This window comes from Psychromarinibacter halotolerans, from assembly GCF_029168315.1.
Taxonomy (GTDB): domain Bacteria; phylum Pseudomonadota; class Alphaproteobacteria; order Rhodobacterales; family Rhodobacteraceae; genus Psychromarinibacter; species Psychromarinibacter halotolerans.
This window is the reverse complement of sequence record NZ_JARGYD010000002.1, coordinates 490214-516528: the sequence shown is the minus strand read 5'-3', so window position 1 is coordinate 516528 and position 26315 is coordinate 490214. Positions and strand designations below refer to the sequence as shown.

Sequence of the window (26315 nt, the reverse complement as noted above, 5' to 3'; positions counted from 1 at the left end):
TCTTACCGCGCGACGGTCCCGTTGCACAGTGCGCGGCCGCACGCGGCCTTATCGGGCCGCGGACCCTTGCCGATCACAGCACGTAGCGGCTCATGTCGACAGACCGGGTCAGTTCGCCAAGGTTCTTATCGACGAAGGCGGCATCCACGGTCACGGTATCGCCGGTGCGGTCGGGCGCGGTGAAGGACAGTTCCTCGAACACGCGTTCCATCACGGTATAGAGACGCCGCGCGCCGATATTCTCGACCGACTGGTTCACGTCCGCCGCGATCTTCGCAAGCGCCGCGATGCCGTCGTCGGTGAAGCTGACTGTCACCTCTTCGGTGCCCATCAGCGCGGTGTACTGGCGGGTCAGCGCATTGTCGGTTTCGGTCAGGATGCGCACGAAGTCTTCTTCGGTCAGCGCCCGCAGTTCCACCCGGATCGGCAGACGGCCCTGAAGTTCCGGCAGCAGGTCAGACGGTTTGGCGATGTGGAAGGCGCCCGACGCGATGAACAGGATATGGTCCGTTTTCACCGGGCCGTGCTTGGTCGACACGGTCGTCCCTTCGATCAACGGCAGCAGGTCGCGCTGCACGCCCTCGCGGCTGACGTCGCCGCCCCGGGCTTCCTGCCGGGCGCAAACCTTGTCGATCTCGTCAAGGAACACGATGCCGTTCTGTTCTACCGCTTCCAGCGCGGCCTGCTTCACGGCCTCGTCGTCCAGGAGCTTGTCGGCCTCTTCGCCGATCAGGATCTCATAGCTTTCGGCCACGGTCAGCTTTTTGCGGACTGTGCGTCCGCCAAAGGCTTTGCCGAAGATGTCGCCGATGTTCATCCCGCCCATGTTCATGCCCGGCTGTCCCGGGATCTCGAACTGGCCCATCGGGTTCGAGGTGTCGGCGATGTCCAGTTCGATCACCGTGTCGTCCAGTTCGCCACGCTTCAGCTTGCCGCGGAACATCTCGCGCGTTTGCTCGCGGGCATTCTCACCGGCGATCGCTTCGATCACGCGATCCTCGGCCTGCTGGTGGGCGGCGGCTTTCACGTCCTCGCGCATGTAGTCGCGGACCTGAACCATCGCGGTGTCCATCAGGTCGCGGATGATCTGTTCCACGTCCCGGCCGACATACCCGACCTCGGTGAACTTGGTCGCCTCGACCTTGATGAACGGCGCGCGGGCCAGCTTCGCCAGCCGGCGGCTGATCTCGGTCTTGCCGACGCCGGTGGGGCCGATCATCAGGATATTCTTCGGATAGACCTCGTCCCGCAGCTCGTCCGACAGCTGCTTGCGCCGCCAGCGGTTGCGCAGCGCCACGGCCACGGCGCGCTTGGCGTCCTTCTGGCCGATGATGAAGCGGTCGAGCTCGCTGACGATCTCGCGGGGGGTCAGGTCGGTCATGCTGTGTCCTTTTTCCGTCTTCGGGCATCTAGGTCATGCCGGGCGGCAATCCAAGGGGCGGCGGTGCCGCGAGGATACGCGCTGGCGGGTCACAGGCGGAAAAACCCTGGTCATATGCCAGTTTGCATGGAACCTGCCCGCGCCCCGGCTGCTTGACCCTTGGACACGCGGGTTCTGCAGGAGACGACGATGGGCGAGCCGACGACGAAACCCCTGGTGCTGATGACCGGGGCCGGGGGCAATATCGGCAAGCGGCTGTGCCGCGCGTTGGAACAAGATTACCGCATCGTCGGCTTCGACCGGAAATACGACGGCGACGAAGTCTGCGAGATCATCGAGGCCGACCTGACCGACGACAGTTCGATGGCGCTTGCGGTGCAGAAGCTGCGCAAGGAACACGGCGACCGCATCGCCTCGGTGATCCACCTTGCGGCCTATTTCGATTTCTCGGGCAAGGACCGCCCGCTGTACGAAGAGGTGAACGTCCAAGGGTCGCGCCGCCTTCTGGAGCACCTTGCGGATTTTCACGTCGAACAGCTGGTCTATTCCGGCACCATGCTGGTCCACCGGGCGGGCACGCCGGGCGAAACCATCACCGAGGACGCGCCGATCGAACCCGGCTGGGCCTATCCGCAATCCAAGGCGCGCGCGGAAACTGCGATCCGCAAGGCCGCCGGTGACGAAACCAAGCTGGCGTTCCTGCATCTTGCCGGCCTGTACGACGAGGAAACCGCCGTCCCGACCCTGTCGCACCAGATCGCGCGGGTCTACGAGCGCGGGCTGAAATCCCGGTTCTACGCGGGCGACCCCAACGCCGGGCAGGCGTTCATCCACATCGAGGACATGACCGACGCCATCAAACGCGCGGTCGACCGGCGCGGCGACCTTGCCCCGGACGAAACGATCCTTGTCGGCGAGCCGCACGCGATGTCCTACAACGCGCTGCAGCACCGGCTGGGCAACCTGATCCACGGCGAGCGCAAGTGGTACACGCTGAACATGCCCAAGCCCTTCGCCAAGACCGCCGCGTGGGTCGAGACGGAAAGCGAACCGCTGGTGCCCGATGCGCTGGATGAGGGCGAAAAGCCCTTTATCAGACCCTTCATGATCGATCTGTCCAGCGATCACTATGCCCTCGACATCGCGAAGGCGCAGACCCTTCTGGGATGGACCCCAAAGCACCGGATCGAGGACAATCTCGAAGGCCTCGTCGCCAAGCTGAAGGCCGATCCGCTGGCGTGGTTCCACGACAACGGCATCACCCCGCCGGTGTGGATGCGATCGGCAGAGGCGCGGGGCTGCGACCCCGAAGACATCCGCAAGACCCACGAAGGCGACTATCGCGCCCGCCACCGTGCCGGGCTGTGGGCGCCGTGGGCGAACATGGGGCTTGGCGTGTGGATACTGTTTTCACCGCCGCTGCTTGGCTACGACTCGCTGGGGATGACGATCAGCGACGTGCTGTCCGGCTTTGCGCTGCTGGCTGCTGCGTTCCTGTCGCTGTCGTGGCGGATGAACATGGCGCGCTGGGCCTGCGCGGTGATCGGCATCTGGATCCTGTTCGCGCCGCTGGTGTTCTGGACCGAAAGCGGCGCGGCCTACCTGAACTCGACGCTCGTGGGGATGCTGGTGACCGCCTTCGCCCTTGCCGTCGGGCCACCGCCCGGCGTGTCACCGATGGCGGCGCAGACCGGGCCGACGATCCCGAAGGGCTGGGATTACTCGCCGTCCGACTGGTTCCAGCGGCTGCCGGTGATCCTGCTGGCGGTCGTCGGCCTGATCGCGTCGCGCTACATGACGGCCTATCAGCTTGGCGCCATCGACGCCGTGTGGGATCCGTTCTTCAGCGGCACCGTCCCGGGCAAGAACGGGACCGAGGACATCATCACCTCTTCCGTGTCCGAAGCGTGGCCGATCCCCGACGCCGGCCTTGGCGCCCTGACCTACGCGCTGGAAATCGTGGTGGGCGTGATCGGCTCGTCCCGGCGCTGGCGCACGATGCCGTGGCTGGTGGCGCTGTTCGGTATCATGATCATCCCGCTGGGCGCGGTGTCGATCTTCTTCATCATCATCCAGCCGATCCTGATCGGCACCTATTGCACGATCTGCCTGATCGCGGCGGCGGCGATGCTGTTCCAGATCCCGTATTCCATCGACGAGGTCATCGCGACCTACCAGTTCCTGAAACGCCGCCACAAGGCGGGCCAGCCGTGGATGAAAGTGTTCTTCACGGGCGACACGGACGAAGGCCCGGACGAAAAGATCGTGGACGATTTCGAACGCGGCCCGGGCGCCATCGTGGCCGAGATGGTCGTCGGCGGCATGACCTATCCGTGGAGCCTCTGGGCCTCGATGGCGCTGGGCGTGGTCCTGATGCTGTCGCCCATCGTGATCACGTGGGACAACGGCATGGCGGGCGTGAACCACGTCGTCGGCGCTCTGGTGCTGACCTTCACGGTCACGGCGTTGGCGATCGCGGCCCGCGCGGTGCGGTTCATGAATGCGCTCTTGGGCGTGGTGCTGATGTTCGCCCCGTTCATGACCGGCGCCAGCCTGTGGCTGATGGGCTTCAGCTTCCTGATGGGCGCGGCACTGATCGCTTTGTCGATCCCCAAGGGCAACGTGGATCAGAACTATGACGACTGGAACCGCCTCATCGTCTGAGCCAGCAAACGAAACAGGGCGGCCCGAACCGGAACCGCCCTGTCTTCTTCTCTTCCGAAATACCTCGGGGGAGTCTCCGAAGGAGACGGGGGCAGCGCCCCCTACTTCCGGATCGTCTCGACCGTCAGGTTGCCGTTGGTGAACACGCAGATGTCCGACGCGATCGCCATCGACTTCCGCGCGACCTCTTCCGCCGACAGGTCGGTTTCCATCAGCGCCCGCCCGGCGGCGAGCGCATAGTTGCCGCCCGACCCGATGGCGGTCACGTCATGTTCGGGTTCCAGCACGTCGCCCGCACCGGTGATGACGTACAGCTCTGCGCCGTCCGACACGATCAGCATCGCTTCCAGCTTTTGCAGGTACTTGTCGGTGCGCCAGTCCTTCGCCAGTTCGACCGCGGCGCGCTGCAATTGGCCGGGCGTCGCTTCCAGCTTGGCCTCCAGCCGTTCCAGCAGCGCGAAGGCGTCTGCCGTCGATCCCGCGAAGCCGGCCACGATATCATACCCGCCGGGCGACAGCCGCCGCACCTTGCGGGCGGTGCCCTTGATCACGGTATTGCCAAGGCTCACCTGCCCGTCGCCCGCGATCACCACCTCGCCGCCCTTCTTGACGCCGATGATGGTCGTGCCGTGCCAGCCCGGAAACTCGTTCTCCGCCATGAAGGCCTCCTTCTTCGTTGGCCCTGATATGGAACCCGTCCGGGGGATGGGCAACCCCGCCAAAGCAAAGGGCGCCCGAAGGCGCCCTCGCGTCTCGTCGGATCAAGCCGATCAGACGGCGTCGTCGATCCAGCCTTTCAGCGCGGCCTTCGGCGCGGCGCCGGTCTTGTTCGACACCACTTGGCCGTCCTTGAACAGGAACAGCGCGGGGATGCCGCGAACGCCCAGCTGGGCGGGCATCGACGGGTTCTCGTCGACGTTCACTTTGGCGATCTTGATCTTGCCGGCATACTCGTCCGACAGCTCTTCAAGCGCCGGGCCGATCTGCTTGCAGGGGCCGCACCACTCGGCCCAGAAATCCACCACGACGGGGACGTCGGAGTTGACGACTTCGGTTTCGAAAGTGTCGTCGGTGACAGCTACGGTGGCCATGAGTATGTCTCCTTGGCATCAATTCGGTCGAACGGGAACGTAAGTAGCGCGCTGCGAAGGGTCAAGATGTTGGCCAGTTTTGCAAGGCAGCCCTCACGATGTCGTGGGGCAATGGCATCAGACTTGGGCCGGTTGTCCAGAGAATTGCCGTTTCCACCACACGATCCGGATAGATCTGCCGCAGGGCAAGGTCATAGGCCGCCATCTGCCGCAACACGCCCAGCGGCACGTCTTCGGGGCGATCCGGGACGATGCGGTTGGTCTTGAAGTCCACCGCCAGCACGCGGTCCGGGCCGACCGACAGCTTGTCGATGGTGCCGTGGATGCGGGTGTCGCCAAGGTCCGGAAGGCTCGCGGACAAGTCGACCTCGGACAACACGTCCGGTTCGAACAGAAACGCCAGCGAGCCGTCTGCAAGGATACGCCCGACGTCGGCAAGGATCATCTCGACCTCGCCCGGCGCGGGTGTCTCGGTGCCCTGTTCCAGCAACTGCCGCCCGATCCTGTCGCGGTCTGCTTCGGGAAACAGCGGCAGGTGTTCCAACAGCAGGTGCGCCATCCGCCCTCGACGCAGCGCTGTTTCAAGATCACCCTCGTCGGGTTCGGCGCCGATGACCTTGGCGCCGCCAAGGTTGCTGGGCGACAGGGTCTTCACCGCAGACGGCACGGGCAGGTGCCGGTCGATCCAGTCGGGCAGGGCGGGCGGCTCTGCAACGTCGGTCCGCGCCTCGACCAGCGCGCCCATGTCCCAGTTTCCATGCGTCGCGCGCAGACCTTCGCCAACCGGCGTGTCCAGTTTCACGGGACCCATGCCTGCCACCGCCTGCCCGATGAGGCCGTGCCAGCAATCGTCCGCATCGCCCGTGTCGCCCGCCGCCGCGACGATCAGCCAAGTCTCGGCGCGGGTGATCGCCACGTACAAAAGCCGCAGCGTCTCGGCCTCTTGCGCGGTCTTCTTGGCATCCAGCGCGTCCTTCATCACCTCGGGCTGCTTGCCGGCGCGCGTCTTCCAGACCGTTTCGCCCCCCTCCAGCGTCACCAACTCGTCGCGCATCGGGGACCGGCGCTTGTTGGTGTCGGGCAGGATCACGATGGGCGCTTCCAGCCCTTTGGATCCATGAACCGTCATCACCCGGATCTGATCGCCCGCCGTGTCCATCTGGCGTTTGACCTCGACATCGTCGGTTTCCAGCCACGTCAGAAAGCCGGTCAGGCTGGGCACTTCCATCCGCTCGTAAGCCAGCGCCTGATTCAGCAGGGAATCGATGCCGTCTTCCGCCTCGGACCCCAGCCGCGCCAGCAGCTTCCGCCGTCCGTCATGCCGGGACAGGATGCGTTCGATCAGGTCGTAGGGCCGCAGGAAATCCGTCTGGTCGCGCAGGTCGTCCAGGATCTCCATGGTCGCGGGCCACTCGGCGCCGCGGTCGCGCAGCGCGTTCCACAGGTAGGCCCGCCCGCGCCCGGCGGCGAGGCGGAACAATTCATCCTCGGACCAGCCGAACAGCGGCGACCGCAGGGCTGCGGCCAGCGACAGGTCGTCTTCCGGCGTGGCAAGAAAGGACAGCACGGCGGCAAGATCCTTCACCGCCAGTTCGCCGCCCAGCTTCAGCCGGTCGGCTCCGGCCACCGGCAACCCTTCCGCCTTGCAGGCACGGATCAGTTCGGAAAACAGCGTGGACCGGCGGCGGACGAGGATCAGGAAATCCCCGGCCCGCACCCGCCGACGCGTTCCGTTCGGCAGCGGAATCGTCTCTGATGCGATGGTTTCACGGATATTTCGCGCGATGGCGTGGGCAAGGACGACGTCGTGATGGTTCTCGGCCAGCGTGTCGACGGGATCGTACCAGTGCGCCGGATCTTGCTTTTCCGCGACCGGCACGGCGGGCCAAAGGTCGACGCGGCCGGGCAGGTCGGCGTGGAACGCGCGGTGCCGCGCGTCCATCTCCATCCGCGCGGCAGGCACTTCGGTGAACAGGGTGTCGACCAGCCGCAGGATCGCGGCGGACGATCGGAACGAGAATTCCAGTTCGCGCCGTTGCAGCGGATGCCCGACACCTTCCAGACGTTCGCGGAAGTGGTCCCGCATCCGGTCGAATTCCTCGGGGTCCGCGCCCTGAAAGGAATAGATCGATTGCTTTTTATCGCCGACGACGAAGATCGTGCGCAGTTTGTCGTCCCGCGCACCCACGCCGGACGTGAACTCTTGCGCCAGCTTCTCGATCACCTGCCACTGCACCGGGCTGGTGTCCTGCGCCTCGTCCACAAGGATGTGGTCCAGCCCGCCGTCCAACCGGTACAGCACCCAGTCGGCGACGACCGGGTCGGACAGAAGGTGACGTGTTTTCAAGATCAGGTCATCGAAGTCCAGCCAGCCATGCGCCAGCTTTCGCGCCTCGTAAGCCGGAAGGAACGCCGCCGAAAAGCGGTGCAGCGCGTCGGCGCGTTCGACCGCCTGCAAAGCGATTAAAAGCGGGCGGGCGTCCTGCACCCGTTCCATCAGCGCGTCGAGGTCGTCGGCCAGCGCGCCCATCGCGGCCTTGCAGTCCTTGGTCGGGAACCTGTCGGTTTTCGCGCCGAACGGCGCTTTCGCCTTCTCGCCATACAGGAACCGTTCGAAACAAGCCTCTAACAAGGCTATGTTCGGCACGTTCCAGTTCAGTACCGCCAGCTTTTCAGCGTCCTTCTGGTCATTCGACTTGGTGCTTTCGCGCAACCGCTGGATGACGCTGGTCATCAGGTCCGCCTCGTTGCCGTCGAACACGTCGTCCAACAGACCCTCTGGCGTCAGGTTGGCGGGGCAGTCGAACAGCCGCATCACCTCGGCGCGGTCCAAGGGATGCGCCAGGCTTTCTTGCCGCCCGACGATAGCCTGCGTCAGACCGTCCAGATCCTCGCCAGAATACAGCGCGGCGACGGCATCGACGGCATCCACCTGCGGACCCGTCGCCATCGCCTCGACCACGTCCTGCCGCAACCGCTGGGCCGAACGGTCGTCCATCTCGACAAAGGAGGGCGACACTCCGGCCTCTAGCGGAAACCGCCGCAGCAATGAGGCGCAGAACGAGTGGATCGTCTGAATGCGCAGCCCGCCCGGCGTTTCGATGGCGCGGGCGAACAGGCGGCGCGCCTCGGCCAGCCGGTCCGGAGACGTGACGTCGGTCGCGCCCATCCGGTGCAGTTCCTGCGCCAGCGCGCCGTCGGGTTTCAGCGCCCAGTCGCCCAACCGCTTGAACAGCCGGTTCTGCATCTCGGACGCGGCGGCCTTGGTGTAGGTCAGACACAGGATGTTCTGCGGCGGCACTTTGTTCAGCAACAGCCGCGCCACCCGGTCGGTCAGCACGCGGGTCTTGCCGGACCCGGCGTTGGCGGACAGCCATGTCGCCATGTCCGGATCGGCGGCACGGTTCTGGCTGAGCGTTGCTTCGTCCAGCGTCATTCGCCCACCTCCTGCCGTGGGGCCTCGTCGCTTTCGTCCCACTCTCCGAACCGGGCAAGGTGGTCATAGGGCATTTCGTTGCGCTGCTTGTCCACCGCACGGCGGGACACATAGCCCCGATCCCGAGAGCGATAGGCCGTGATCAGCCGCACGAAGCCCTCGTAGATCTCGGCGGTCTCGCCCGCGCTCCAGGCCCGGCTTTCCACCTTGGGGGTCGACCCGAGCCCGATATAGCTGATCTCTCCCACCTCGGCGGCGGGCAGGTCGGCGATTGCGCCGCGCTCGGCCATCACGGCGGCAAGGCCAAGCTGCTTGTCGAAATTGTCCTGCACCGCCTTGGTGGGCGGATTGCCGGTCTTGTAGTCGTAGATCGCCAGCCGCCCGTCAGGCAAACGATCGACGCGGTCGATCTTGCCCTTCAGCAGCAGATCCAGATGCGGAAGCTCCAACCCACCCTTGTGTTCCAGCGCGGCGACCTCGCGGGTGGATTGGCGTTCCGCTTCGGTGGACAGGAACCAATCGGCAAAGCGTGCCACCCGCGCGCGCCACATGCGCTGGGCAGCGGGCCAGGGCGCGTGTTCTTCAAGAACCGCGTCGGTCAACTCGAACAGCCGCGCGCGGGCGGCGTCCAGATCGTCCACGGGACCCGAAGCGATGAAGCGGTCCAGCAGTTCGTGCAGGACGGTGCCGCGCAGGGGGGCGTCCGGTTGCTGCCGCAGCGGGTCCAGCCGGCTCAGCCCCAGCACCCGGCGGGCATAGACCGCATAGGGGTCGCGGATCAGCGTCTGGATCTCGGTGATCGACAGCTCTTTCGGGCGGGCGTCGACCGGCGGGCTGGGTGCGGGGCGCCGCGCAGGCGGGTTGGCGGCGATCATCTCGGGCGTGGGGGCGTCCAGCCGTTCGGCCAAAGCCAGCCAATGGTTTCCCCGGCCCCGCATTTCGGCCAGCGCGGCCGCGCTTTCGTCGCTGAGCCCCGCCATCAGGTTGATCAGCCGGTTCAGCCAACGCGACGGCACGGTTTGCGCCTCGGCATCGCGGACGGCGCGTGTGATCACTACCTCGGGCGCGGCGGCGGCCTGCTGGAAATCATGCGCGGCAAGTCCGATGCGGCGTTCTGGCAGCAACAGTCCGGCCTGATGCCGCATGGTGCGGTTCAGCCACGGATCGGGGCGCGCGGCCTCGGGCCAGACGCCTTCGTTCAGGCCGCCCAGCACAACGACATCGGCGCCCTGCACACGGGCTTCCAGCGTGCCCCAGATCATGATGCCGGGATGGGTGCCCGTGGCTTCGCGCACCTCGCCCCGCTGCAAAACGGCCAGGAACAGAGACTGATAATCGCGTGGCGTCAGTCGCCCGCCGTGGCTGGCCTCTTGCCGCAACGCTTCGACCCAGCGCAGGGCTTCGCCCCCGGCTTCCTTCAGCCACAACTCGCCCGACCCTTCGCCCAAGGGTCCGGCGGCAAGCCGTTCCGACAGGGCGATGTGCGCGTCCAGATGGTCGGTCAGTGTGCGGGTGCCGATGTCTTCCAGACCCGCGATGCAGCCCGCCAGCCACGTGGCCCAAGCGATGCGCGACTCGTCGCCCTTCGCCGCCCAGTCCAACAGATCGGCGGCGGTCGGGAAGGGCGGGCCCCAGCGGCGCAGCTTCAGTTCCAGTTCGCGGGTGTGCAACAGGTGCGGGCCACGCTGATCGGACCCCGAGTTCGTCAGCGGATGCTTCAGCAGGGTCAGCAGCGCCTCGGAGGTCAACTTTTCCCCCACCAGCGCCGCGACATGGCGCAGGAAACGGCCCGGCGCGGTCAGCGGCAGCGGTCGTCCGGCGCTGTCGTCGGGGGTGATGCCCCAGCGATCAAGCGCGGCGGTGACCTGTCGCGACAGAACCCGGTCCGGCGTGATCAGGGCCGCGGTCTTGCCCCGTTCGGCCGCGTCCCGCAGCACAAGCGCGATCGCCCCTGCCTCGGCCCGCGACGACTGCGCCTCGATCATCGTGACGTCGGCGGTGGCCTCGGGCATCACACCGGCCAGCCCCTGTCCCTCGTTCATCCACTGGTCGGTGACGGGCGCGGGACGCAGCGCCAGCGACAAAAGCCGGTTGCGCGGCGGGTTCGGGGCGCTGCCCGGCTGCCAGTCGCGCACATCGGAATGATGGCTTTCCATGTCCGCCAGCAGCTTCGAGAACCGGAACTGCGGGTGATCTTCGGACGCCAGCGCATCGTCCAGCATGTCCCAGACCGGCGATGGCAGGTCGAAGTCGAAGCCCGGCAGGATCAGCGCGCCTTGGGGCAGCGCAGCGACCGCGCGCATGAAGGTCGCGGTGGCGCCGCGTGACCCGGTCGACCCGGCGACGATCACGGGATGTGCGGGCGGGGTGTTGGCCCAGCGCCGGACGGTGGCATCGACCACGCGCCTTTGCCGTGCCTCGGCATCCGGCGCGTCGTGATCGTCGCGCAGGAATTCCTCGACCAGCGTGACGAAGGACAGGCTGCGCTGCCAGTGCCCGGACTGGTCCGCGACGTCCAGCGATGCAATGCGGTCGGGCGGAACGCCTTCGCCCTGCATCTCGTCCATCAGCGCGGCAAGGCTGTCGGCAAGGTCGAACAGCGATGCGCGCGGGGCAAGGTCGGGCTGCCGTTCCAGCAGCGCGGCGACAAGCTGGGTCAGTTCCAGTCGGCGTCGCAGCGGCGGCACGGCAGGCGGGATGTCGGCAAAGGCGGCTTCGGTCGCAAGGTCGGTGACCAGACGGATGCGGGGCAGCAGGCGGGCCGGGCCGTTGTCGAACAGCTCTTTCATGCGCCGCTGCATCCGGCGGGTGTTTACGAAGATCTCGGCCCGGGCCAGTGCTTCGGGCGGCTGACCGGCGGTGCGGGCCAGAAGACCTTCGACGACCGCGCGGGGAAAGTCGGCACCGGGCGGCAAGCCAAAGATGCGGGGGCCGGAAGAGGGGTCAAACATGGGCATCGCTCAGCATCGTCTCGGCCAACGAGATCGCTTCGGGATAGCCGACATCGCACCAGCCACCGGCGTGGGCAATGCCGAACAGCGCGTTGTCGTGCAACATCTGCTTCCAGATGGCGTGCATGCTGAAAACAGTCTCTGTACAGGCACGAAACGGGTCTGTCTTCACGATCTGAAGGCCGGAATAGACCAAGCCGGGACCGTAGGTTAGCCGACCTTCACTGTCCGGGATGAAGTCGCCCCGACCCTTGTGGCCCACAGCGGACTCGCGCGGGATCAGCATCATCAGGCCGTCCATACGCTTTGGGTCCCACGCATCCAGAAGCGCGGCGACAGGATTCGGCCCGGTCCAGACGGCATCGGTGTTCAGCGTCAGCACCGCGTCGCCGGACAGCAAGGGAAGCGCCGCCTTCAGCCCACCGCCCGTATCAAGGATCGTCGCTTCGTGGCTTTCGAGCACGTTGGCGGCTGCCAGATGCTCGGCCATGCGGGCCGCGTGATAGTGCGTGTTGGCGACGACCGTGCCAACGCCAGTGTCGCGCACCAGCGCAAGCGCGTGGTCGAACAGCGGCCGCCCCGCGACCCTGACCAAGGGCTTCGGCAGCGTGTCGGTCAGAGGCCGCATCCGGGTGCCGAACCCGGCGGCGAACAGAAGGGCGGCGTCAGGCTGCGGCATCGGGCTTCAGCCGGTCAAGACGGTCCGGTTCCGGCACGACCTGCAACACGGCGGTGCGCAGATCCTCCAACCCGGGCGTGGCAAGGCAGGTCATCAGGTGGCGCCAGACGCGGGGGATGAAGGCGACGTATTGCGGCTTGCCGAAATGCAGCGACAGGCGGCCGAACACGCCAAGAATGCGCAGATGGCGCTGGGCGCCGATGGCGGCATAGGCGGCCCGAAAGCGGTCGGGGTCGTCCCCGGTCAGCGCGACGTAGTGCGCGACGATCTCGTTCTCTAGGGTGGGCGACAGGTCGCGGCGGGCGTCCTGCAGAAGCGAGACCATGTCATACGCGGGATGCGCGGCCACCGCGTCTTGGAAATCAAGCAGGCCGACACGGGCAGTGCCGCCGCGCTCGGGCAGCCAAAGCAAATTCTCGGCGTGGCAGTCGCGCAGGCAGAACACACGGACGTTGCCGATGGTGTGCTGCAAAACAGTCTCGAACACGGTGAAAAGCGCCTGTTGATCCGATTGCGTCACTGTCGACCCAAGCGGGCGGGCATACCAGTCGAACGCAGGCTCGATCAGCCTGGCCATGTGCTGCGCGGTGAATGTTGGCAGATCGTCCGGCACGGGCAGATCGCGAAGGATGGCCAGCATCTCGGCGGCAGCGCGGTAAAGCTCGGTTTCCCGCGTGGGGTCCTGTTCGACCAGCCGCGCGAACAGCGCGTCGCCTAGGTCCTCTAGCAGAAGGAACCCGTCCACCTCGTCCGCCGCGAAGACGTCGGGCGCGGACAATCCGTGCGCCGCCAGAAGACCGGCGATCCGCACGAAGGGGCGCACGTCCTGTCCCTGATCCGCTGGCGCGTCCATCAGAACGGCGGTGCGGTCGCACGCCACCAGCCGTTCGTACCGACGGGCCGAGGCATCGCCGGCCAGCGGCGTGCGTATGGCGTCGCCCCATCCCGCGCGTTCAAGGAACGCGGTGCAGCGGGCCGCCCGGTCAGACATCGGCCATGTCCGGCACGATGGTCTGCCAGCGGGCGTCTGTGCTGGACAGCCGCGCAATCCGCTCGCCCTCGCGCGGGGTCATCTCAAGCGACAGGGTCAACGCGCCGGCGGGTATCATGTCGTCCAGCCGGTCGGGCCATTCGACAAGGCAGATCGCGTCGGTAAAGGCATCTTCCAACCCAAGTTCGGCAACCTCGTCCGGGCCCGTCAGGCGATACAGGTCGCTGTGCCAGATCTCTGTCGCGCCGTCGGAATACACCTGAACCAGCGTGAACGTGGGCGACGGCACGTCCTCGGCCCGCCCTGCCGCGGCAAGCCGCGACTGGATCAGGGACCGCGCGAAATGGGTTTTCCCGGCGCCAAGCCCGCCCTGAAGCAGGATCACGTCGCCGGGACCAAGGCGCGCGGCAAGCGCCGCGGCAAAGGCCGCGGTGCGTGCTTCGGATGGAAAGGTCAGCGTCTGCTCGAAGGCCGTCATGCCGCCACTGTGGCCAAGCCGGACGGCCGCCGCAAGCGCGTCAGCGTCAGTTGCTGCAGCGTTGCGCCGCCTCGTCGACTGCCGCGGTGAACCCGAACAGCGAGAACGTATCCTCGGTCTGCGTGCCACGCGACGACCGCGCGGTCAGCACAGCTTCGGCACCGCCCTTCATCGCCTCGACGATGCGACCGTCCTCGGCCGGGTCTTTCGCCCAAGCCATCTCGCCGCGCGTGAACAGCTCGAAGCTGTCGTCGCCGATCTGAAGCGTGACGGTCGAGCCTTCCGCGAAGGGATAGCCGCCGGTGAAGGACACCTGACCCGCCACGTTCGAGTTCGGGATGTACGACACGAACAGCAGGATGTCGCCGCGCCGCACTGCGACCACGCGACCGTCCCGGGTGTTCACCGTTTCCTTGGGGCTGGATACGCTCCAGCACTGCGCCGGATCCTGAGCTTCGAACACGCTCCAGTCCGTGTGGGCTGCCACACGGTTACGGGATTCCTGTGCATCGACACTCAGCGGCGTCATCAAAATCGCGGCGCACAGCGCGCCGAGACCAAGACATGATTGCATTCGTCTCACAGCCTCCAGCCGTTTCTTGCTGCCTCTCGCTGCCGCCGGCAGTCCGTCTCGCGTGACCTTCGTTGGCGGGCATGCGATAATCAATCAACTGGCAGGACGATAACGGAAAACTGCTGATCAGCGAAAGGGCTGGCAGCGGAAAATCGCGCAGGCTTGAAGGAAAAATGATGAAACACGCAGAAGCCTTGGTCGAAGTCTGGCGCGGCGACTTGCTGGAATCGGTGCATGCCGGGCACGCGGTGGTCTGTGATTCCACCGGCGCGATCGTTGAAGCGTGGGGCGATCCGGACAAGATCATCTATCCCCGGTCCTCGGCCAAGATGATCCAGGGTCTGCCGTTGATGGACAGCGGCGCGGCCGATGCGGCGGGCTTGGGGACCGAACATCTGGCGCTGGCCTGCGCATCGCACGAAGGCGCGCCGGAACATACAGAGCGGGTCGAACGCTGGCTGTCGGACATGGGCATGACCGATGCCGACCTGCGCTGCGGCCCCGAGTTCCCCCGCGACGAGGAAACCGGCCACGCGATGATCCGGGCGCATGGACAGCCCTGCCAGTGGCACAACAACTGTTCCGGTAAGCATTCCGGCTTTCTGACGCTGACCCGCCATCTGCGTGCCGGTCCCGAGTATGTCGAGATCGACCACCCGGTGCAGCAGGCCGCGCTTGAAGCGTTCGAGGATGTCACCGGGATGACGTCGCCCTGCTACGGGATCGACGGCTGCGCGGCGCCGAACTTCGCGACGTCCGTTCACGGGCTGGCCCGCGCGATGGCGCGGTTCGCGGCGGCGGGGCAGGGTGGCGGCGTGCGCGACGCGTCGATGGCGCGGCTGCGGGATGCGATGATCGCCCACCCCAGCCTTGTTGCGGGCGAGGGCCGGGCCTGTACCGAGTTGATGCAGGCGCTGGGCGGACGGGGTGCCTTGAAAACGGGGGCGGAAGGCGTTTTCGTCGGCATTCTGCCGCAGCAGGGCCTGGGGCTTGCGCTGAAGATCGCCGATGGTGCGACGCGGGCAAGCGAGTGTGCGCTTGCCGCGATTCTCGTCCGGCTTGGGGTGCTTGACCCGACCCATCCCGCCGCGATCAAGCGGATAAACCCGCCGATCCCCAACCGTCGCGGCATGACCACCGGAGAGATCCGGCCAGCCGCCGCGCTGGCCTGAGGTCAGTCGGTCACGAAGGCGTCGCGCGCGTATCCCTGAAGGAACAGCAAAGCGGTCAGATCGCCGTGGTTGATGCGAAGGTCGCACTGCGCCTGAACCGCCGGTTTCGCGTGCAGCGCGACGCCGGTTCCGGCAAGCGACAGCATCCCAAGGTCGTTGGCGCCGTCGCCGACCGCCAGCACATCGGCTTCGGAAATCCCAAGCTGCGCGGCGCGGTCTTTCAGCGACTCGACCTTGGCATCCCGGCCAAGGATCGGTTCCGCCACGGTTCCAGCCAGCACGTCGCCATCGACATGCAGGGTGTTGGCGCGGTGTGCGTCCATCCCCAACGCGTCGGCAACCTGTGCGGCGAAGGCGGTGAACCCGCCCGAGACCAGCATCGCGAAGGCGCCGTTCGCTTTCATCGTCGCCACCAGCGTGCGGCCCCCGGGCATATAGGTGATCCGTTCGGACAGGACCTTGTCGATGATCGAAACCGGCAGGCCCTTCAGCAGGGCGACCCGTTCCTTCAGCGCGCCTTCGAATTCCAGTTCGCCATTCATCGCGCGGGCGGTGATGTCGGCCACCTGCGCGCCCACACCGGCCTCGGCCGCGAGTTCGTCGATGCATTCCTGCTGGATCAGGGTCGAATCCATGTCCGCCAACAGCATCTTCCGGCGCAGGTTCCCCGCGGGTTGGACCAACAGATCGACACCCTGCTGCTGAAAGCTGTCCCAAACGTCCCACCGATTCGCGGGAACCTCGGGCATGTCGAAGCAGGCGGCCTCTGACGACGACAGGACGCGGATCTCTCCGCCGCCCCATGCATTGCGAAGCGCGCTGACGGCGGCGCCGTCCAGCTTGCCGGGCGCGGAAATAAGGGTAACGGTCTGCATGGCGACGCCTCCGGTTCGGGAACGCGCGCCATTAATCACGGGGCGGGGCGACAACCAAGCCCCTTTAGTGAAGGTTGGCCTCCAGAAGCACCCGGCGGATGAACTGCGTTTTCTCGGCGGCGTAAGAGTTGCTGCGCCGGGCCAGCCCGTGTTTCAGGGCAGCGTAAGCGTCGGCCAGACGTTGGTCGCGGCGCAGGACGTCACGGAACGCGACCTGATCATGCATTTCAGGGTCGTCGGGCCGATACAAAAGAAGCGTGTGGGTGCACACGTCGCCGTCGCGCGTGCGGGCAAACCGCCGCCCCGAGGCGTACCCGTAATCAACATAGCCCAACGAAACGACCGCCTGCGCGGCAACCTCTTGGTCGCACTCGGGCACGGATACGGCGATGTCGATGACAGGACGTGCCATCAGGCCCGGCACCGCGGTGCTTCCGATATGTTCGATCTCGAGCCGATGTGCGGCGAACGTGTCGCGCAGCATGTCGTGTTCGGTGCGGAACAGCGCGGGCCAGTCATCGCTGTAGGGCACGTGACGCACTGAGGACCGGTTAAGGCCAATCGTCTTGTTCTGTGGCTCGATCACGTTCAATCCACCATGCGCGTTGCGCATTCTTCCCGCGCCCATTGCGCGGTGTCGGCACGTTTACCTAACGCAAGTTTCGCAATTGTGAAACACATGCGGGCTTGTCGGCACGTGGTCGCCGATGTAAGTGCGGCGGTGGGACACCCCTCCCCAACGAGGGGCGTATATCTGGAAGGATATCCATTGATGGATACGAAACACCCGGCAACGCGGCCGGCCAACCCGCGTTTTTCTTCTGGCCCCTGTGCCAAGATCCCCCACTTTGAATTGAATATGCTGACGGACGCCGCGCTGGGCCGTTCGCATCGCGCCAAGGTCGGCAAGGAAAAGCTGAAGGCCGCGATCGAGACCACGCGCGAGATCCTCGGCATTCCCGCTGACTACAAGATCGGCATCGTCCCCGCGTCCGACACCGGCGCCGTCGAGATGGCGATGTGGTCCATGCTGGGCGCTCGCAAGGCGACGATGGTCGCATGGGAAAGCTTCGGCGCCGGCTGGGTGACCGACGTGGTCAAGCAGCTGAAGATCGACGCCGAGGTGAAGACCGCCGACTACGGCCAGATCGTCGACTTCGCCGAGATCGACTTTGACACCGACGTCGTCTTTACCTGGAACGGCACCACCTCGGGCGTGCGCGTTCCGAACGGCGACGCGATCCCCGCCGACCGCGAGGGTCTGACGATCTGCGACGCCACCAGCGCCGCCTTCGCGCAGGACCTGCCGTGGGATAAGCTGGATGTGACCACCTTCTCTTGGCAGAAGGTCATGGGTGGCGAAGCCGCGCACGGGATGCTGATCCTGTCGCCGCGTGCTGTCGAGCGTCTGGAAACCTACACCCCCGCTTGGCCGCTTCCGAAAATCTTCCGCCTGACCAAGGGCGGCAAGCTGATCGACGGCATCTTCGTCGGCGAAACGATCAACACCCCCTCTATGCTGGCGGTCGAGGATTACCTTGTCGCGTTGGAGTGGGCGAAGAAGATCGGCGGCCTGCCCAAGCTGATGGAACGTGCGGACACCAACGCCAAGGTTCTTTGGGACTTCTGCGACCGTCACGACTGGCTGGCCAACCTGGCCGAGGATCCGGCGACCCGTTCGAACACCAGCGTTTGTCTGAAGTTCACCGACGACCGCATCAAGGACGGCGCGGTCTTCGCCAAGGCGGTCGCCAAGAAGTTGGAAGACTACAACGCGGCCTATGACATTGGCGCCTATCGCGACGCCCCCGCCGGTCTTCGGATCTGGTGCGGCGCCACGATCGAGTCGGCGGATATCGAGAAGCTGACGCTGTGGCTGAAGTGGGCCTTCGAAGCCTGCATCGAAGCTCAGGACTGATCTGCGGGATGGGGTGAAATCCCATCCTACGTGTCCGGCTTCGGGCCGGGACCGCGCTTTGACTTCCAAGATTAAAACAGCCCCGGGTTCGATCCGGGGCGCGTTACCTCATCTCATCAAAGGACCACTTGAAATGGCTCCCAAGGTACTCGTCTCCGACAAGCTTTCGGAAACCGCCGTTCAGATCTTCCGCGATCGCGGCATCGACGTCGACTTCATGCCGGACCTCGGCAAGGACAAGGACAAGCTGGCAGAAGTCATCGGCCAGTATGACGGTCTTGCCATCCGGTCGGCCACCAAGGTCACCGAAAAGCTGCTGGAACACGCCGACAACCTGAAGGTCGTGGGCCGCGCCGGCATCGGCACCGACAACGTCGACAAGGACGCCGCGTCCCGCAAGGGCGTGATCGTCATGAACACGCCGTTTGGCAACATGATCACCACCGCCGAGCATGCCATCGCGATGATGTTCGCGGTTGCGCGGCAGATCCCCGAGGCCAGCGCCTCGACCCACGCCGGCAAGTGGGAGAAGTCGAAATTCATGGGCGTCGAGCTGACCGGCAAGACGCTGGGCGTCATCGGCGCCGGCAACATCGGCGGCATCGTCTGCGACCGCGCCCGTGGCCTGAAGATGAAGGTCATCGCCTACGATCCCTTCCTCGGCCAGGAGAAGGCCGACAAGATGGGCGTCGAGAAGGTCGAGCTGGAAGAGCTGCTGAAGCGGTCCGACTTCATCACGCTGCACGTTCCGCTGACCGACCAGACCCGCAAGATCCTGTCGAAGGAAAACCTTGAGAAGACCAAGAAAGGCGTGCGCATCATCAACTGTGCCCGTGGCGGACTGGTCGACGAGGAAGCCCTTGCCGAGCTGCTGAAATCCGGCCACGTCGCCGGCGCGGCCTTCGACGTCTTCGCGGAAGAGCCCGCGACCGAGAACGTGCTGTTCAACCTGCCCAACGTGGTCTGCACCCCGCACCTCGGCGCGTCGACCACCGAAGCGCAAGAGAATGTGGCGCTGCAGGTGGCCGAGCAGATGTCGAACTATCTGCTGACCGGCGCCGTGGAGAACGCGCTGAACATGCCGTCGGTGACCGCCGAGGAAGCCAAGGTCATGGGCCCGTGGATCAAGCTGGCCAGCCATCTTGGCGGGTTCGCCGGGCAACTGACCGACGAACCGATCGAGGCGATCAACATCCTGTTCGACGGCAACGCCGCTGAACTGAACGTCGCCGCGCTGACCACCGCCGTTCTGGCGGGGATCATGAAGCAGACGAACCCGGATGCGAACATGGTATCGGCCCCGGTCGTGGCCAAGGAACGCGGCATCGACATCGCCACCACGACGCAAACCAAGTCGGGCATCTTCGACGGCTACATGAAGCTGACGGTGGTGACGCCGACGCGGGAACGCTCGATCGCGGGCACCGTGTTCAGCGACGGCAAGCCGCGTTTCATCCAGATCAAGGGCATCAACATCGACGCCGAGGTGGGCGAGCACATGCTGTACACCACCAACAAGGACGTTCCGGGCATCATCGGGACGCTGGGTGGCACGCTGGGGTCCAACGGGGTGAACATCGCGAACTTTACCCTTGGCCGGTCGCATCAGGGCAAGGACGCCATCGCGCTTCTGTACCTTGACGATCAGCCGCCCGCCGATGTGCTGCAAAAGCTGAAGGACACCGGCCTGTTCCTGCAGGTCCGTCCGCTTCAGTTCGACGTGGCCTGATGCGGTTCTACGCCATCGGTGACATTCACGGGCAGCGCGAGAAACTTCGCGCTGCCCATTCCCTTGTCCGGGCCGACCGTGTGTCCACCGGCGACACCGATGCGCCGCTGATCCACCTTGGCGACCACACCGATCGCGGGCCGGATTCGCGCGGGGTGATCGACGACCTGATTGCCGGTATGGCGGCGGGGCAGCCGTGGCAGTCGATCCGTGGCAACCACGACCAGATGTTTCTGGATTTCCTGTCCGTCCCCGACGCCGACGATCCGCGTTTCGGCCGGGCAGACTGGTGGCTGCAGCCAAACCTTGGCGGCCCGCAGACCCTTGCGTCCTATGGCGTCGATGTCCCCGAGGATTACGATTTCTTCGATGTGCAGGCCCGTGCCCGCGTCGCGGTGCCCGAGGCACATGTAAGCTTTCTTGATCGGCTTCCGCTGTATGCAGAGATGGATCACTTTCTGTGTGTCCACGCAGGCATCCGCCCCGGCATCCCGCTGGAGAAGCAAGAAAAGGAAGACCTGATCTGGATTCGCGACGATTTCCTGTGGGACGAACGCGACCACCCGAAACCCGTCGTCCACGGCCACACCGCCGTGCAAGAGCCCGAAAACCACCGCAACCGCGTCAATCTGGATACCGGTGCGGGCTATGGCCGCAAGTTGACGGCGGCGGTGTTCGAGGGCAGCGACGTCTGTATCCTGACCGAGGATGGCAGGGTTCCGCTGCCCCCGCTGTGACGCGGGACGGCGTTCCCCCTTGCAGACTCGGGCCTCCTTGCGTATATGCCCATCAACAGCGGCGTTTCGGCCTCCACCCCCGAAGCTCCACCGGACAAGTGTGAACGGGCCGCGCGCCCGTTTTTTCGTATCTGGACCCCGAATGTCTGACCTAGTTGCAAAAGCCCCTATCGACCGCCGCCTGGCCGAGATCCTGACCCCGATCATCGAGGGGATGGGGTTCGAACTGGTGCGCGTGCGCCTGATGGGCGGCCAGACCAAGACCGTGCAGGTCATGGCCCAGCGGCCCGACGGCGCCATCGACGTGGATGAATGCGCCGACATCTCGAACGCGATCAGCGCGGTTCTGGATGTCGAGGACCCGATCGACGACAACTATACGCTGGAAGTGTCCAGCCCCGGCATCGACCGGCCGCTGACCCGGCTTAAGGATTTCGATCAGTGGGAAGGGTACGAGGCCCGGATCGAGACCACCGAACTGATCGACGGCCGCCGCCGCTTCAAGGGCAACCTTGCGGGCACCGAAGGCGACGAGGTTCTGATCACCATCGAACAACACGGTGAAGACGTCACCATCGGGCTGAAATTCGACTGGCTGAGCGATGCGAAGCTGGTTCTGACAGACGACCTGATCCGCGAGATGCTGAAGCAGCGCAAAGAAGCCGGCATCGTGGACGAAAGCAAATTCGACGAGATCGAGACCGATAGCGGGTCCGAAGAGGAGTAAGAAGACATGGCCATTACTTCCGCCAACCAGCTTGAGCTGCTGCAGACCGCAGAGGCCGTCGCGCGCGAGAAGATGATCGACCCCGGCCTTGTGGTCGAGGCGATGGAAGAGTCTCTCGCCCGTGCCGCCAAGTCGCGCTACGGCTCGGAGATGGACATCCGCGTGTCGATTGACCGGAAGACCGGCAAGGCGACCTTCACCCGCGTCCGTACCGTCGTCGAAGACGAGGAACTGGAAAACTACCAGGCCGAGCTGACCGTCGAACAGGCGAAGCAGTACATGGAAAACCCGCAGGTCGGCGACATGCTGACCGACGAGGTTCCGCCGGTGGAAATGGGCCGGATCGCCGCGCAGTCGGCCAAGCAGGTCATCCTGCAGAAGGTCCGCGAAGCCGAGCGTGACCGCCAGTACGACGAGTTCAAGGACCGCGCCGGCACCATCATCAACGGCATCGTCAAGCGCGAGGAATACGGCAACGTCATCGTCGACGTGGGCCGGGGCGAAGCCATCCTGCGCCGGAACGAGAAGATCGGTCGCGAAAGCTATCGCCCGAACGACCGCATCCGCTGCTACATCAAGGATGTCCGCCGCGAACCGCGCGGGCCGCAGATCTTCCTGTCGCGCACCGCGCCGGAATTCATGGCCGAGCTGTTCAAGATGGAAGTGCCCGAGATCTACGACGGCATCATCGAGATCAAGGCCGTGGCCCGTGACCCGGGGTCGCGCGCGAAGATCGCCGTGATCAGCTATGACAACTCGATCGACCCCGTCGGCGCCTGTGTCGGTATGCGCGGCTCGCGCGTGCAGGCCGTGGTGAACGAACTGCAGGGCGAGAAGATCGACATCATCCCGTGGAACGAAGACCAGCCGACCTTCCTGGTGAACGCGCTGCAACCCGCCGAGGTGACCAAGGTCGTCCTGGACGAGGAAGCCGAGCGCATCGAGGTCGTCGTGCCCGAGGAACAGCTGTCGCTGGCCATTGGCCGTCGCGGCCAGAACGTGCGTCTTGCGTCGCAGCTGACCAACCTTGATATCGACATCATGACCGAGGCCGAGGAATCCGCCCGTCGTCAGGCCGAGTTCGAGGAACGGACCAAGCTGTTCGTCGATACGCTGGATCTGGACGAGTTCTTCGCCCAGCTGCTGGTTTCGGAAGGCTTCACCAACCTCGAAGAGGTCGCCTATGTCGAGCTGGACGAACTGACCGTCATCGACGGCGTCGACGACGACACGGCGAACGAGCTTCAGGCCCGCGCCCGCGACTTCATCGACGAACAGAACCGCAAGGCGCTGGAACACGCCCGCGAACTGGGCGTCGAGGACAGCCTTGTGAACTTCGAGGGCCTGACCCCGCAGATGGTCGAGGCGCTGGCGTTGGACGACGTCAAGACGCTGGAAGATTTCGCGACCTGCGCCGACTGGGAACTGGCCGGTGGCTGGACCACCGAGAACGGCGAGCGCAAGAAAGACGACGGGATTCTCGAAAAATTCGAGGTTTCGCTTGAAGAAGCGCAGGACATGGTGATGACCGCGCGTATTCAACTGGGCTGGGTCGACCCCGCCGAACTGGAAGCCGACGAGGAAGAGCTGGACGTCGATGCCGAGGAAGACGGCGAGACCGAAGGCGAAGAAACCGCACAGGAGGCCGGGGCCTGATCTCAGGCCTCGGGTGGCGCGGATGGCTCGCGGTGGCCAACCGAAAGACCGGGATGCAGGGCCCGAACGGCGCTGCATCGTAACCGGAGAGGGTCAGCCCAAATATGGGCTGATCCGTTTTGTCGTGGGACCCGACGGACAAATTGTCCCCGATGTCCTTGAAAAACTGCCCGGAAGAGGTATCTGGGTAAAGTCTGACAGGTCCGCCCTGGATCAAGCCGTGAAGAAACGGCTGTTTGCCCGGGCCGCCAGACAGGCAGTTACCGTTCCGGATTCGCTGGCCGACGAGGTCGAACGCCAGATCACCCAGCGGGTGATCGACCTGATCGCGATGGCGCGCAAAGCCGGTCGGGCCGTAGCGGGCTATGAGAAGGTCAAAAGCTGGCTCGACACCGGAGAGGCCCACGTGCTGATCCAGGCGACCGACGGATCGGAACGCGGCAAGAGCAAGTTGAAGGCGCCGGATGGCGAAGACTCCTTTGTGGGCGAGCTTTCGGCGCAGGAATTGGGTTTGGCATTCGGGCGCGAACATGTGATACATGGCGCGCTTGCGACTGGCGGACTCACGAGACGTGTAGTAGAGGAAGCCGCGCGGCTCTCTGGCCTGCGCAGGACGAACGGGGGTAACGATGCCTCCGGAAAGGATTTGAAGACGCGATGAGCGATACTGACGGCAAGAAACCTCTTGGTCTGCGTAGTGGCCCTCGTTCCGGCAACGTGAAGCAGAGCTTCAGCCACGGACGGACCAAGAACGTGGTGGTGGAAACGAAACGCAAGCGCGTTGTCGTGCCGAAGCCCGGTGCCGCAGGCAAATCGTCGGGTGGCGGCAAGGACGGGGGCGATCCCTCGCGCCGTCCCGCCGGTATTTCGGATGCGGAACTTGAACGCCGCATGAAGGCGCTTGCCGCCGCGAAGGCCCGCGAGGCCGACGAGGCGAAGCAGCGTGAAGAAGACGAGCGGCAGCGCGCTGAAGAGCGCGAGCGCCGCCGTGCCGAAATCGAGGCCAAAGAGCGCGAAGAGCGCGAGCGCGAGGAAGCCGCCAAGCGCAAGGCCGAGGAAGACGAACGCCGCCAGCGTGAAGCTGAGGAAGCCAAGGCGAAAGCCGCGGCTGACCGTGCGAAGCCTGCCAAGACCGAAAAGGCCGCTGCGCCCGCCCCCGATCCCGCGGGCGAGGAAGCGCGTGCCGCGAAGGGCCCCAGCGGCCCCCGCAAACCCGACCGCGAGCGGACTGAAAACCGCGATCGCCCGGCGAAGCGTGGCCGCGACGACGGCAACCGCCGGTCCGGCAAGCTGACCCTGAATCAGGCGCTGTCCGGTGGCGAAGGCGGCCGGCAGAAATCGCTCGCCGCGATGAAGCGCAAGCAAGAGCGTGCGCGTCAAAAGGCGATGGGCGGTGGCGACAGCCGCGAAAAGGTTGTGCGTGACGTGCAGGTTCCCGAGACCATCGTGGTGTCGGAGCTGGCCAACCGTATGGCCGAACGCGTCGCCGACGTGGTGAAGGCCCTGATGCAGAACGGCATGATGGTCACCCAGAACCAGTCGATCGACGCCGACACGGCGGAATTGATCGTCGAGGAATTCGGCCACAAGGTCGTCCGCGTGTCGGATGCCGACGTGGAACAGGTGATCGACACCGTCGAGGACAAGGCCGAAGACCTCAAGCCGCGCCCGCCGGTTATCACGATCATGGGCCACGTCGACCACGGCAAAACCTCGCTGCTGGACGCGATCCGCGAAACCAACGTGACCGGTGGCGAAGCCGGCGGCATCACGCAGCACATCGGCGCCTATCAGGTGAAGACGAAGGCCGGCACCGTGCTGACCTTCCTCGACACGCCGGGCCACGCTGCCTTTACCTCGATGCGGGCCCGCGGTGCGGACGTCACGGACATCGTGGTTCTGGTCGTGGCGGCCGATGACGCGGTCATGCCGCAGACGATCGAGGCCATCAACCACGCGAAAGCGGCTGGTGTTCCGATGATCGTCGCGATCAACAAGACCGACCTGCCCGCCGCGAACCCGACCAAGGTTCGGACCGATCTGCTTCAGCACGAAGTGGTGGTCGAACAGATGTCGGGTGACGTGCAGGACGTCGAAGTGTCCGCGCACACCGGCAAGGGTCTGGACGAACTGCTGGAAGCCATCGCGCTTCAGGCCGAGATCCTTGAGATCAACGCCAACCCCGACCGCGCCGCCCAAGGTGCCGTGATCGAGGCGCAGCTTGACGTGGGCCGTGGTCCTGTCGCCACCGTTCTGGTTCAGAACGGCACGCTGAAGCAGGGCGACATCTTCGTCGTAGGCGAACAGTGGGGCAAGGTGCGCGCGCTGATCAACGACAAGGGCGAACGCGTCAAGGAAGCCGGTCCGTCGGTTCCGGTCGAGGTACTTGGCCTTAACGGCACGCCCGAGGCGGGCGACGTTCTGAACGTCGTCGAGACCGAGGCGCAGGCCCGCGAGATCGCCGAATACCGCGAGGACGCCGCGAAGGAAAAACGCGCTGCTGCCGGTGCCGCGACCACGCTCGATCAGCTTCTGGCGAAAGCCAAGGAAGATCAGAACGTGGCCGAGCTTCCGATCCTGGTGAAGGCCGACGTGCAGGGCTCTGCCGAGGCCATCGTTCAGGCGATGGAGAAGATCGGCAACGACGAGGTCCGGGTCCGGGTTCTGCACTATGGTGTGGGCGCGATCACGGAAACCGACGTGGGTCTTGCCGAAGCATCCGGCTCGCCGGTTATCGGCTTCAACGTCCGTGCGAACGCACCGGCGCGGAACGCCGCGAACCAGAAGGGCGTCGAGATCCGGTACTACAGCGTGATCTACGACCTTGTGGACGACGTGAAGAAAGCGGCCTCTGGCCTGCTGGGCGCCGAGATCCGCGAGAACTTCATCGGCTACGCGCAGATCAAAGAGGTCTTCAAGGTCTCGAAGGTCGGCAACGTCGCTGGCTGTCTGGTCACCGAAGGTGTGGCGCGCCGCTCTGCCGGTGTCCGCCTGCTGCGCGACGACGTGGTGATCCACGAAGGCACGCTGAAAACGCTGAAGCGCTTCAAGGACGAAGTCGCCGAGGTTCAGTCGGGTCAGGAATGCGGCATGGCGTTCGAGAACTACGAAGACATTCGCCCGGGCGATGTCATCGAGATCTTCGAGCGCGAGGAAGTCGAACGCTCGCTGGCGTAAGACAACCGCGTCTGGAATTACAAAACGGGCCGAGGGAAACCTCGGCCCGTTTTGCGTTTGCGGAGTTGCCGGCAAAGAA

20 protein-coding genes are annotated in these 26315 nt (G+C 65.3%); 9 read left to right on the top strand and 11 right to left on the bottom strand.

Annotation, left to right across the window (positions count from 1 at the left end):
• Window positions 1–73: 73 nt before the first annotated feature.
• Window positions 74–1381, bottom strand: a complete 1308-nt coding sequence (gene hslU / locus P1K30_RS07400) for an ATP-dependent protease ATPase subunit HslU (protein ID WP_275632056.1) — start codon at window positions 1379–1381, stop codon at window positions 74–76.
• 189 nt (window positions 1382–1570) lie between these two features.
• Between hslU and P1K30_RS07395 the strand changes: the two genes are divergently transcribed.
• Window positions 1571–4045, top strand: a complete 2475-nt coding sequence (locus P1K30_RS07395) for an NAD-dependent epimerase/dehydratase family protein (RefSeq protein ID WP_275632055.1) — start codon at window positions 1571–1573, stop codon at window positions 4043–4045.
• Window positions 4046–4146: 101 nt separating this feature from the next.
• Here the strand turns inward: P1K30_RS07395 and hslV are convergent, their stop codons facing one another.
• The 8 genes from hslV to P1K30_RS07355 form a co-directional block, all read right to left on the bottom strand.
• Window positions 4147–4704 (bottom strand): ATP-dependent protease subunit HslV, encoded by a 558-nt coding sequence (hslV, locus tag P1K30_RS07390; RefSeq protein WP_275632054.1) that lies wholly within the window; start codon window positions 4702–4704, stop codon window positions 4147–4149.
• 111 nt (window positions 4705–4815) lie between these two features.
• Window positions 4816–5136: a thioredoxin gene (trxA, locus tag P1K30_RS07385; protein ID WP_275632053.1), complete on the bottom strand. Its 321-nt coding sequence runs from the start codon at window positions 5134–5136 to the stop codon at window positions 4816–4818.
• 61 nt (window positions 5137–5197) lie between these two features.
• A complete protein-coding gene (gene addA, locus P1K30_RS07380) occupies window positions 5198–8572 on the bottom strand; it encodes a double-strand break repair helicase AddA (protein WP_275632052.1) in 3375 nt (1124 codons plus the stop codon).
• Entirely contained in the window at window positions 8569–11523 is a 2955-nt protein-coding gene (gene addB / locus P1K30_RS07375; RefSeq protein ID WP_275632051.1) for a double-strand break repair protein AddB, read from the bottom strand. The genes addA and addB overlap by 4 nt, the downstream gene beginning before the upstream one ends.
• Window positions 11516–12202, bottom strand: coding sequence for a nucleotidyltransferase family protein (locus P1K30_RS07370; protein WP_275632050.1), 687 nt, complete (start codon window positions 12200–12202; stop codon window positions 11516–11518). Before P1K30_RS07370 ends, addB begins: the two co-directional genes overlap by 8 nt.
• A complete protein-coding gene (locus P1K30_RS07365) occupies window positions 12189–13193 on the bottom strand; it encodes an aminoglycoside phosphotransferase family protein (RefSeq protein WP_275632049.1) in 1005 nt (334 codons plus the stop codon). Before P1K30_RS07365 ends, P1K30_RS07370 begins: the two co-directional genes overlap by 14 nt.
• Window positions 13186–13671 (bottom strand): tRNA (adenosine(37)-N6)-threonylcarbamoyltransferase complex ATPase subunit type 1 TsaE, encoded by a 486-nt coding sequence (tsaE, locus tag P1K30_RS07360; RefSeq protein ID WP_275632048.1) that lies wholly within the window; start codon window positions 13669–13671, stop codon window positions 13186–13188. The genes P1K30_RS07365 and tsaE overlap by 8 nt, the downstream gene beginning before the upstream one ends.
• A gap of 46 nt (window positions 13672–13717) precedes the next feature.
• The gene (locus tag P1K30_RS07355) at window positions 13718–14245 is read right to left on the bottom strand and encodes an invasion associated locus B family protein (RefSeq protein ID WP_275632047.1); all 528 of its coding nucleotides are present in this window, start codon (window positions 14243–14245) and stop codon (window positions 13718–13720) included.
• A 176-nt stretch (window positions 14246–14421) separates the two neighbouring features.
• Here P1K30_RS07355 and P1K30_RS07350 point away from each other — a divergent pair, with 176 nt between their 5' ends.
• On the top strand, window positions 14422–15417 hold the full coding sequence (locus P1K30_RS07350) for an asparaginase (protein WP_275632284.1): 996 nt from the start codon (window positions 14422–14424) through the stop codon (window positions 15415–15417).
• A 2-nt stretch (window positions 15418–15419) separates the two neighbouring features.
• Here P1K30_RS07350 and serB read toward each other — a convergent pair whose 3' ends face one another.
• Together serB and P1K30_RS07340 are read right to left on the bottom strand one after the other, a co-directional pair.
• Window positions 15420–16292, bottom strand: coding sequence for a phosphoserine phosphatase SerB (serB, locus tag P1K30_RS07345; RefSeq protein WP_275632046.1), 873 nt, complete (start codon window positions 16290–16292; stop codon window positions 15420–15422).
• Between the two features lie 64 nt (window positions 16293–16356).
• A complete protein-coding gene (locus tag P1K30_RS07340; protein WP_275632045.1) occupies window positions 16357–16824 on the bottom strand; it encodes a GrpB family protein in 468 nt (155 codons plus the stop codon).
• Window positions 16825–17064: 240 nt separating this feature from the next.
• Here P1K30_RS07340 and P1K30_RS07335 point away from each other — a divergent pair, with 240 nt between their 5' ends.
• The 7 genes from P1K30_RS07335 to infB all read left to right on the top strand — a co-directional run bounded on the left by P1K30_RS07335 (window position 17065) and on the right by infB (window position 26236).
• Complete coding sequence (locus P1K30_RS07335) at window positions 17065–18210, top strand: phosphoserine transaminase (protein ID WP_275632044.1); 1146 nt, start codon at window positions 17065–17067, stop codon at window positions 18208–18210.
• Window positions 18211–18343: 133 nt separating this feature from the next.
• The gene (gene serA / locus P1K30_RS07330) at window positions 18344–19939 is read left to right on the top strand and encodes a phosphoglycerate dehydrogenase (protein WP_275632043.1); all 1596 of its coding nucleotides are present in this window, start codon (window positions 18344–18346) and stop codon (window positions 19937–19939) included.
• Entirely contained in the window at window positions 19939–20676 is a 738-nt protein-coding gene (locus tag P1K30_RS07325; RefSeq protein ID WP_275632042.1) for a metallophosphoesterase family protein, read from the top strand. The genes serA and P1K30_RS07325 overlap by 1 nt, the downstream gene beginning before the upstream one ends.
• Before the next feature lie 142 nt (window positions 20677–20818).
• A complete protein-coding gene (gene rimP / locus P1K30_RS07320) occupies window positions 20819–21403 on the top strand; it encodes a ribosome maturation factor RimP (RefSeq protein WP_275632041.1) in 585 nt (194 codons plus the stop codon).
• Window positions 21404–21409: 6 nt separating this feature from the next.
• Window positions 21410–23059: a transcription termination factor NusA gene (nusA, locus tag P1K30_RS07315; protein WP_275632040.1), complete on the top strand. Its 1650-nt coding sequence runs from the start codon at window positions 21410–21412 to the stop codon at window positions 23057–23059.
• Between the two features lie 22 nt (window positions 23060–23081).
• Window positions 23082–23720, top strand: coding sequence for an RNA-binding protein (locus P1K30_RS07310; RefSeq protein WP_275632039.1), 639 nt, complete (start codon window positions 23082–23084; stop codon window positions 23718–23720).
• Window positions 23717–26236 carry a translation initiation factor IF-2 gene (gene infB / locus P1K30_RS07305; protein ID WP_275632038.1) on the top strand — a complete coding sequence of 840 codons (2520 nt, stop codon included), beginning with the start codon at window positions 23717–23719 and terminating at the stop codon, window positions 26234–26236. The genes P1K30_RS07310 and infB overlap by 4 nt, the downstream gene beginning before the upstream one ends.
• The last annotated feature ends 79 nt before the right edge of the window (window positions 26237–26315 follow it).